At 65.4% G+C, this 9,677-nt stretch carries 8 protein-coding genes; all 8 read left to right on the top strand.

Annotated features, from left to right (window positions below; translation table 11 throughout):
• Positions 1 to 315: 315 nt before the first annotated feature.
• The 8 genes from I6F31_RS35335 to I6F31_RS35300 all read left to right on the top strand — a co-directional run bounded on the left by I6F31_RS35335 (position 316) and on the right by I6F31_RS35300 (position 9,520).
• The gene (locus tag I6F31_RS35335) at positions 316 to 561 is read left to right on the top strand and encodes a PilZ domain-containing protein (protein WP_036002017.1); all 246 of its coding nucleotides are present in this window, start codon (positions 316 to 318) and stop codon (positions 559 to 561) included.
• Positions 562 to 912: 351 nt separating this feature from the next.
• Entirely contained in the window at positions 913 to 2,067 is a 1,155-nt protein-coding gene (locus tag I6F31_RS35330; RefSeq protein WP_036002020.1) for an iron-containing alcohol dehydrogenase, read from the top strand.
• 18 nt (positions 2,068 to 2,085) lie between these two features.
• The gene (locus tag I6F31_RS35325) at positions 2,086 to 3,636 is read left to right on the top strand and encodes an AMP-binding protein (RefSeq protein ID WP_036002023.1); all 1,551 of its coding nucleotides are present in this window, start codon (positions 2,086 to 2,088) and stop codon (positions 3,634 to 3,636) included.
• Positions 3,637 to 4,047: 411 nt separating this feature from the next.
• Positions 4,048 to 5,646, top strand: a complete 1,599-nt coding sequence (locus tag I6F31_RS35320; RefSeq protein WP_036002044.1) for an ABC transporter substrate-binding protein — start codon at positions 4,048 to 4,050, stop codon at positions 5,644 to 5,646.
• Between the two features lie 33 nt (positions 5,647 to 5,679).
• Positions 5,680 to 6,627 carry an ABC transporter permease gene (locus I6F31_RS35315; protein ID WP_057025974.1) on the top strand — a complete coding sequence of 316 codons (948 nt, stop codon included), beginning with the start codon at positions 5,680 to 5,682 and terminating at the stop codon, positions 6,625 to 6,627.
• A 9-nt stretch (positions 6,628 to 6,636) separates the two neighbouring features.
• Positions 6,637 to 7,530, top strand: a complete 894-nt coding sequence (locus tag I6F31_RS35310; RefSeq protein ID WP_036020171.1) for an ABC transporter permease — start codon at positions 6,637 to 6,639, stop codon at positions 7,528 to 7,530.
• Positions 7,530 to 8,537 carry an ABC transporter ATP-binding protein gene (locus I6F31_RS35305; protein ID WP_225186967.1) on the top strand — a complete coding sequence of 336 codons (1,008 nt, stop codon included), beginning with the start codon at positions 7,530 to 7,532 and terminating at the stop codon, positions 8,535 to 8,537. Before I6F31_RS35310 ends, I6F31_RS35305 begins: the two co-directional genes overlap by 1 nt.
• On the top strand, positions 8,534 to 9,520 hold the full coding sequence (locus tag I6F31_RS35300) for a dipeptide ABC transporter ATP-binding protein (protein WP_057025972.1): 987 nt from the start codon (positions 8,534 to 8,536) through the stop codon (positions 9,518 to 9,520). Before I6F31_RS35305 ends, I6F31_RS35300 begins: the two co-directional genes overlap by 4 nt.
• The last annotated feature ends 157 nt before the right edge of the window (positions 9,521 to 9,677 follow it).

Here is a 9,677-nt window from a genome sequence, read left to right as displayed (position 1 = left end):
GTGGAGGGGGTGACGGGGTGACTTCCCTTCTCCCCTTGTGGGAGAAGGTGGCGCGAAGCGCCGGATGAGGGGTTGTTGCCGCGCGTGGGACCGTTCGCGAGGATAGAACCCCTCACCCGGCTTCGATGCTTCGCATCGAAGCCACCCTCTCCCACAAGGGGAGAGGGGAAGCGCACTCCGCTACCGCTGCTTTTGTCATTCGCTGACACTTTTCGTTAAAATTCTCGGGCGCGGCTTAGGGGGATCGCATCAACTCTTTTCCATGATTGGGACAGATCAGCCGCCGCGACCTGCGGAATTGGAGGAGACGTGCCAATGCATCCGCGCAAGTTTGTCCGTGTGAAGCCCGCGGGCCTGGTGTCACGCCAGGCCAAGATCATCACCGACCCGCGCGCGCCGGTGATCCCGTGCACGCTGATCGACTATTCGCCCGGCGGGGCCTGCGTCGATCTCGGCGGCCAGGTGACGATTCCCGATCGCTTCGAGCTGCTCCACGTCAACACCAAGAAGCGCTGCCGCATCGCCTGGAAGCGCGGCACGCGCGTGGGCGTGGTGTTTTGAGGGAATAGCGGCCGGTTGCTGGCCCTGCCTTTTTGGCAAGGACTCGCCTTGGAGAGATTTTCCCCTGCAGCCATCCTTCGAGACGCCCGCTTTAAGCGGGCTCCTCAGGATGAGGGTGGAGTGCGCGGCGGCAGTTCTCGACGGGCACCGGCGCCGATGAGCCTCATCCTGAGGAGGCGCGTAGCGCCGTCTCGAAGGACGAGGCGTGCGCGCCGGCCGCCGCCACATCTCATCTTCAACAGCCCCGCCCCTGCGCTGCAAACGGTCAGCGTCTTCGCGCATGACGGCTCCGGCGGGGTCGGCTAGATTGCGTCCCTAACAACAACAACGAATTGTCCGGGGAGGACAGGCGTGTACCAGGGACGTGTCGTGTTCGGCGCGATCGAGGAGGTCGTGTTCGGCCATCCTGCGGCTGGGGCCATCGTCGCGCAGATGGACCGGCTCGGAACAAGCCGCGCCTTCCTGATGGTGTCGGGGACGCTGAACCGGCAGACCGACGAAATCACGAAAATCAGAGAGGCGCTCGGCGCGCGCTGCGCCGGCCTGTTCGACGCCATGCCGGCGCATACGCCGCGCGAGGCTGTGATCGCGGCGACACAAGCGGCGCGCGCGGTGGAGGCCGATCTGATCGTCACAATCGGCGGCGGTTCCATCACCGACGGCGCCAAGGCGGTGCAGCTCTGCCTCGCCAACGACATCGACGATATCGCCGGCATCGACCGCATCCGCGTGCACAAGGGCGCCGCGCCCGAGATGAACGCCCCTCACGTGCGGCAGGTCAGCGTGCCGACCACGATCGCCGGCGGCGAGTTCTCATCGATCGCTGGTGTCACCGACCGCGCGAGCCACGTGAAGCAGATGCTGCGGCATCCGCTCGCCGTGCCGCGCGCGACCATTCTGGATCCTGCCATCACCGTGCACACGCCGGAATGGCTGTTCCTGTCGACCGGCATCCGCGCCGTCGACCATTGCGTCGAGGCGATCTGCTCGCACGAGACGCATCCTTACGCCGATGCGCAGGCGGTGAAGGGCCTCGCCATGCTCGCCGACGCGCTGCCGCGGGTGAAGGCCGACCCTTTGGATCTCGATGCGCGGATGGACGCGCAGATCGGCACCTGGCTGTCGATGGGCGCACTCGCCGCCGGCGTGCCCATGGGCGCGAGCCACGGCATCGGCTACGTGCTGGGCGGGGCCTACGACGTGCCGCACGGCTACACCTCCTGCGTCATGCTGCCGGCGGTGATGCGCTGGAATGCGCGCGACAATGCCGAGCGGCAGATGATCGTCGCCGCCGCCATGGGCTATCCCGGCCGCAATGCTGCCGACGTGCTCGATGCGTTCATCCGCTCCCTCGGCATGCCGCGCAGCCTCGCCGACGTGCGCATCGCGCCGGATCATTTCGATGCGATCGCGGAAGCCGCGATGCGGACGAACTGGATTCCGCGCAACCCGCGCAAGATCGCTAGCTCCGCCGATGTGCGCGAGATCCTGCTGCTTGCCGCCTGATCGACATCCGGAGGATCGATGTACACAGGTCACCACGCCCGCCTGCGTCCGCTGCAGCCCGCCTTCATCATGGCGGCGACCGGCGAGGCCGTCACCTATCGCGACTTGGAGGCGCGCAGCAACCGGCTGGCGCACTTGTTCCGCCAGCACGGCTTGAGGCGGCTCGACCATTATTCGATCTTCATGGAGAACAATGCGCGTTATCTCGAAGCCTGCGGCGCGGGCGAGCGCTCCGGGCTCTACTACACCTGCATCAACTCGTTCCTGACGCCGGGCGAGCTCGCCTATCTGCTCGTCAACAGCCAGTCGAAGATTTTGATCACGTCGATGGCCAAGCTCGCCATCGCGCGCGAGGCGATCGAGGCTTGTCCCGACATCAAGCTCTGCATCGTCGCCGACGGCCCGGGCGAGAGCGAGCGCATCGTTGGCCTATCGGAGGTGACCGCCGGCCTGCCGGCAACGCCGATTCCCGACGAGTGGCTCGGCACCGCCATGCTCTATTCCTCCGGCACGACGGGACGACCTAAGGGCATCCTGCGCCCGCTGCCGGAGGAGAAGCCGAAGCACAATCTGCCGCTGTTCGATTTCCTGTTGAGGCTCTGGCACTACCGCGAGGGCATGGTCTACCTGTCGCCGGCGCCGCTCTATCATTCGGCGCCGCAGGCCGCCGTGAACCTCACGATCCGGATGGGCGGCACCGTGATCATCATGGAAAGCTTTGATCCCGACCGTTACCTGCAGCTCGTCCAGCAATGGGGCATCACCCACACGCAATTGGTGCCGACGATGTTCTCGCGCATGCTGAAGTTGCCGGAGGAGGTGCGCGCCCGCTACGATCTGTCCTCGCTGGAGATCGCCATCCACGCCGCCGCGCCCTGTCCGCCGCAGGTCAAGGACGAGATGATCAAATGGTGGGGACCGATCATCCACGAATATTACGGCGCCACCGAAGGCCTCGGCTTCACCGCCTGCAACAGCGAGGAATGGCTGGCGCATCGCGGCACCGTCGGCAAGGTGCTGCTCGGGGACCTGCACATTCTCGACGAGAACATGCGGGAATGCCCGACCGGCACGCCCGGCCAGGTCTGGTTCAAGACGGCAACGCCGTTCGAATATTTCAACGATCCCGAGAAAACCAAGGAGGCGCGCTCTGCCGATGGGAGCATGAGCACGGTCGGCGACGTCGGCTATGTCGATGCCGACCGCTTCCTATACCTGACCGACCGCGCCACCTTCATGATCATCTCCGGCGGGGTGAACATCTATCCGCAGGAATGCGAGAACCTCCTGATCACCCACCCCAAGGTGGCGGACGCCGCGGTGTTCGGCGTACCCAATGCCGATCTCGGCGAGGAGGTGAAGGCGGTGGTGCAGCCGATGCCCGGCGTGGAGCCGGGGCCGGCGCTCGCCGAGGAGCTGATCGCGTTCTGCGCAAAGTCGCTATCGCGGCAGAAGGTGCCGCGCTCGGTCGATTTCGAAAAGGAATTGCCGCGGCTGCCGACCGGCAAGCTGTACAAGCGGCTGCTGCGGGACCGGTACTGGGGGAACAAGGTCTCGCGGATCGTGTGAGGGTTTCCGCTACGTAAGGTGCGCAAGCAAGCGCCATACACGCAACTGTCTTCCCGGGGCGCGACGAAGTCGCGAGCCCGGGAACCATAACCCCAGGAAGGAGTTGCGGCATGGGCTGGCAACTCCGAGTCTTCGCCAAACTCCTCCCTGTGGCTATGGATCCCGGATCGGCGCGCGCTGAGGGCGCGCTTGTCCGGGATGACAGCGGAGGTTGTTGAGGCGACCTCGCGCAAACTCTCACAGGAATCGCGTCTTCGCACCTGCACTCTCGCATGATGAGAGAAGCCCCCGAGATATTCCGTCATCCGAATTGTCGAGATTGCAGCTGGCCTTGCGGGTTGCCTCGCTGCACGCGCCTCGCTATCGTCGGGATAACAGGCCGCAAAAGGCCGAGGTCCAGGGAGGATGAGCATGCGGAGCGTGTGGGCGCTCGCCGCAATGGCGGCGTTATCTGTGCTGACGGCCTCAACTGCCACGCTCGCCGGCGAGCCCAAGCAGGGCGGCATTTTGCGGATGTATCACCGCGACAGTCCGGCCAACGCCTCGATCCTCGAAGGCGCGACCTATTCGATCAACATCCCCTTCATGGGGGTGTTCAACAATCTCCTCATCTACGATCAGCACATCGCGCAGAACAGCCCCGATACGCTGCGGCCGGACCTCGCCGAAAGCTGGTCCTGGAGCAGCGACAACAAGAAGCTGACGTTCAAGCTGCGCCAGGGCGTGAAATGGCACGACGGCAAGCCGTTCACCTCGGCCGACGTCAAATGCAGCTTCGATCTGTTGATGGGCAAGTCGCAGCAGAAGCTGCGGCAGAATCCGCGCAAGGCCTGGTACAGCGAGGTCAACGAGGTCACGACCAACGGCGAATTCGAGGTCACCTTCGACCTGAAGCGGCCGCAGCCCTCGCTGCTGGCGATGCTCGCCTCCGGCTACACGCCGGTCTATCCCTGTCATGTCTCGCCGGCGGACATGCGCACCCATCCGATCGGGACCGGACCGTTCAAGTTCGTCGAGTTCAAGGCCAACGAATCGATCAAGCTGACGCGCAATCCCAACTATTGGAAGAAGGGTCTGCCCTATCTCGACGGCATCGAATACACCATCATCACCAACCGCTCGACCGCGATCCTGGCCTTCGTCGCCGGCAAGTTCGACATGACCTTTCCGACGCACATCACGATCCCGCTTTTGAAGGACATCAAGTCGCAGGCGCCGAACGCCACCTGCGTCGTCGAGCCGACCAACGTCTCGACCAACATCATCGTCAATTCCACCTCCGCGCCGTTCGACAACATCGACATCCGCCGCGCGATGGCGCTCGCGCTCGACCGCAAGGCGTTCGTCGACATCCTGTTCGAAGGCCAGGGCGACATCGGCGGCACCATGCTGCCGCCGCCGCAGGGCCTCTGGGGCATGCCGAAGGACCGGCTGGAGACCATTCCGGGCTATGGCCGCGACATCAACGCCAACCGCGAGGAAGCCAGGAAGCTGATGCAGAAGGCGGGCTACGGTCCGGACAAGCGCCTCGCCGTGAAAGTCTCGACGCGCAACATCGCGGAATATCGCGACCCCGCCGTGATCCTGATCGACCAGCTCAAGACCATCTATATCGACGGCGAGCTCGACGTCGTCGAAACCGCGAACTGGTTCCCGAAGGTCGCGCGCAAGGATTACATGCTCGGCCTCAACCTGACCGGCAATGCCGTCGACGATCCCGACCAGTCGTTCTACGAGAACTATGCCTGCGGCTCGGAGCGGAATTACACCAATTATTGCAACAAGGAGATCGAGAAGCTGTTCGACGTGCAGTCGCAGGAGACCGACATCGGAAAGCGCAGGCCGCTGGTCTGGGACATCGACAAGAAGCTGCAGGAGGACGTCGCCCGCCCGATCATCTTCCATGCCCGCGCCGGCACCTGCTGGCACCCCCACGTCAAGGGCGTCACGATCATGTCGAACAGCTCCTACAACGGCTTCCGCTACGAGGATGTGTGGCTCGACAAGTGACGCAACGCTGACGGCTGGCGCGGAGGGCGGTGCATGTTTGCCTATCTGGTGCGGCGCCTGTTCCTGATGTTCGTGACCCTGTTCGGGATCTCGGTCGTCATCTTCTTCCTGCTGCGCATCGTGCCGGGCAACATCGTCGACATCCTGTTCGCCGCCGCCGGCTATGTCGATCCCGCCGACAAGGCCAATCTGGAGAAGGAGCTCGGCATCGACCGTCCCCTGATCGTGCAATATTGGCACTGGATCAGCGGTTTCATGCGCGGCGATTTCGGCTTCTCCTATGTCTCGGAGAAGCCGGCGCTGCAGGAGATCCTGCCGCGGATTCCGATCACGGCAAAGCTCGCCGGCCTCGCGCTGCTGTTCTCGGCATCGATCGGCATTCCGCTCGGCGTCATCAGCGCGGTGAAGCAGGGCACGAAGCTCGACTACGCGCTTCGCGTCGTCAGCCTCAGCGGGCTGTCGCTGCCCTCGTTCTGGCTCGGCCTTCTGATCCTCACAGCGTCCGTGGCGATGTTCGGGCAGATGCCGATCTTCAATCCCAACCCGAAGACCTGGCTCGAGGCGTTCGCGACCTACGCCGTGCCGGCTGCCGCCGTCGGCTTCCGCAGCGCGGCGCTGACCATGCGCATCACGCGCTCCTCGATGCTGGAGGTGCTGCGGCAGGACTACATCCGTACCGCCCGCGCCAAGGGGGCCTCCGAAGCGGCGGTGAACTATCACCACGCGCTGAAGAACGCGATCCTGCCCGTGATCACCGTGATCGGCATCGAGGCCGCGTTCCTGATCGGCGGCCTGATCGTCACCGAGACCGTGTTCAACATCCCCGGCGTCGCGCGCTTCCTGGTGGAGGCGATCCGCTGGCGCGACTATCCGATCGTGCAGAACCTCGTGATGTTCATCGCGGTCGTGGTGGTGTTCGCCAATTTCACCGTCGACATGCTCTACGCGGTGTTCGACCCGCGGATCAGGTACACGGATTAGGAGAGCAGCTTGGCCGCGATCGATTTCGACGTTGAGCTGAGGCGGGCCGGGGCGCATGCGACCGGGGGCTGGCGGCGCGTGCTGTTCATGGCGCAGCGGCACGTGCTGGGCGCGGCCGGGCTCGTCATCATGACATTGTTCGTGCTGACGGCGATCTTCGCCGATGTCATTGCGCGCTATGATCCGCTGACCGTCGATTCCGCCCGCGCGCTGGCGCGCCCGAGCTGGGCGCACTGGATGGGCACCGATTCCTTCGGCCGCGACGTGTTCAGCCGCATCATCCACGGCGCACGGATCTCGCTCGCGGTCGGCATCGGCTCGACCGTGCTCGGCGGCACCATCGGCGTGATCGTCGGCCTCACCTCCGGCTATCTCTCCGGCTGGTTTGATCTGGTGTTCCAGCGCGTCTCCGACGTGCTGCAGGCGCTGCCGCTCCTGGTGCTGGCGCTGGTGATGACAGCCGCGCTCGGGCCCTCGCTGCCGAACGTGATCATCGCCATCGCCATTCCGCTGATCCCGACGGTGGCGCGCGTCATCCGTGCCAACACGCTGGCGCTGCGCGAGCAGCCGTTCGTGGAGGCCGCCAAGTCGATCGGCATGAGCGAGATGCGGATCGCGCTGCGTCACGTGCTGCCGAACACGCTGGCGCCGCTGATCGTGCTCGCCACCGCCCAGCTCGGCTCGACCATCCTGACCGAGGCTTCGCTGTCCTTCCTCGGCCTCGGCATTCCCGAACCCTATCCGTCGTGGGGGCGCATGTTGTCCGAATCCGCCGCCGAATATGTCCGCACCGCGCCGTGGCTGGTGATCTTCCCGGGCGTCGCGATCAGCCTCGCAGTGTTCGGCGCCAACCTGTTCGGCGACGCCCTGCGTGACATCCTGGATCCGAGGCAGCGCGGCTGATGGCGGACAAGACCGATCTCGTGCTCGACGTGAAAAACCTGAAGACGGTGTTCTTCACCAATTCCGGCCTGTTCAAGGCGGTCGACGACCTCTCCTTCAGCGTGAGACGCGGCGAGACGCTGGCGATCGTCGGCGAATCCGGCTGCGGCAAGAGCGTGACCGCGCTGTCGCTGATGCGCCTCGTGCCCGATCCGCCCGGCCGCATCGTCGGCGGCTCCGTCTCGCTCGAAGGCACCGACCTGCTGCCGCTGGATGAAGCGCAGATGCGCGCGGTCAGGGGCAATCGCATCTCCATGATCTTCCAGGAGCCGATGACCTCGCTCAATCCGGTGATGCGGATCGGCGACCAGATCGTCGAGGCCGTGCGGCTGCACCGGAACATCTCGTCGAAAGAGGCGCAAGGCATCGCGGTCGAGATGCTGCGGCTGGTGCGCATCCCCGAGCCGGCGCGGCGGGCGCGCGAATATCCGCACCAGCTCTCCGGCGGCATGCGCCAGCGCGCGATGATCGCGATGGCGCTGGCCTGCCGGCCGGCGCTCCTGATCGCGGATGAGCCGACCACCGCGCTCGACGTCACCATCCAGGCGCAGATCCTGGCGCTGATCCTCGACCTGCAGAAGGAGCTCGGCACCGGGCTCGTGCTGATCACGCACGATCTCGGCGTGGTCGCGCAGACCGCGCAACGCGTGATCGTGATGTATGCGGGGCGGAAGGTCGAGGAAGCCAGCGTCGAGGCGCTGTTCGCCGCGCCGAAGCATCCCTATACGCGCGGGCTGATGGCCTCTATCCCGGCCGTGCCGGCTTCCGGCGCCGCTGCGCAGGCGCGGCTCAACGAAATCCCCGGCACGGTGCCATCGCTGGTGCGGCTGCCGCAAGGCTGCGCCTTCGCGCCGCGCTGCAAGCTCGCCATCAAGCGTTGCGAGGCCGAATATCCGCCGCTGGCAGATTGGGGCGGCGGGCATCTGGCCGCCTGCTGGCGCGCGGAAGAAGTGGCGGAGGTGGCATGACCGAGGCACTGCTCGAAGTCACCGACCTCAAGAAGCACTACCCGGTGCGCGCCGGCGTGTTGCGCCGGCAGGTCGGCACCGTGCACGCGGTCGATGGCGTCTCGTTCGCGCTCGGCACCGGCGAGACGCTCGGCCTCGTCGGCGAATCCGGCTGCGGCAAGTCCACGGTGGCGCGCAGCGTGCTGCGGCTGGTCGAGCCGACCTCGGGCCAGATCCGCCTCGACGGCGAGGACATCACGCATCTGTCGAAAACGGCGATGCGGCCGCACCGCCGCTCGATGCAGATCGTGTTCCAGGATCCGTTCGCCTCGCTCAATCCGCGCATGACCGCCGGCGACATCGTCGGCGAGCCGATCGCCGTGCACGGGCTCGCCACCGGCAAGGAGCTGGACGCGCGGGTCGCAAGGCTGTTCGAGCAGGTGGGATTGCGGCCCGACCAGATGCGCAATTTCCCGCATCAATTCTCCGGCGGTCAGCGCCAGCGCATCTGCATTGCCCGCGCGCTGGCGCTGGGGCCACGCCTGATCGTCTGCGACGAGCCGGTCTCCGCGCTCGACGTCTCGATCCAGGCGCAGGTGATCAACCTTCTGATCGACCTGCAGCGGCAGCACGGCTTCTCCTATCTCTTCATCGCGCACGACCTTGCCGTGGTCGCCCATATCAGCCACCGCGTCGCCGTGATGTATCTCGGCCGCATCGTCGAGATCGCCGACAAGGACGAGCTGTTCCGCAATCCCCGGCATCCCTACACGCAGGCCCTGCTCGCCTCGGTGCCGGTCGCCAACCCGCTGGCGAAGAAGCTCGCGCCGCTGGTCGACGGCGACGTGCCGAGCCCGGTCAATCCGCCGTCGGGCTGCGCATTTCACACCCGCTGCCGGTTTGCGATGGAGCGGTGCAAGACGCAGCGGCCGGCGCTGGTGGATGCCGGAGACGGGCATCAGGTGGCGTGTCTGCTCAATGACGGGACGGGGCGAGGCCGCTAAGGCGGACTCATAGAAGAAATGTCAGCTCCTGAGGGAGGAGCGGAAATCTTCTGCTCGGCAGAGCGTTACCGCTTTTGACCCAAAGCGGACCTCAAGGGGCTATATGGGATCATCCTCAAATGGAAATGACCAGTAAGGGCGGCTCTCGAGATTTGCG

The sequence above is a fragment of the Bradyrhizobium sp. NBAIM01 genome, from assembly GCF_020194115.1.
Taxonomy (GTDB): Bacteria; Pseudomonadota; Alphaproteobacteria; order Rhizobiales; family Xanthobacteraceae; genus Bradyrhizobium; species Bradyrhizobium yuanmingense.
The sequence above is the reverse complement of the archived record's forward strand: the minus strand, read 5'-3'. Positions and strand labels throughout refer to the sequence as shown.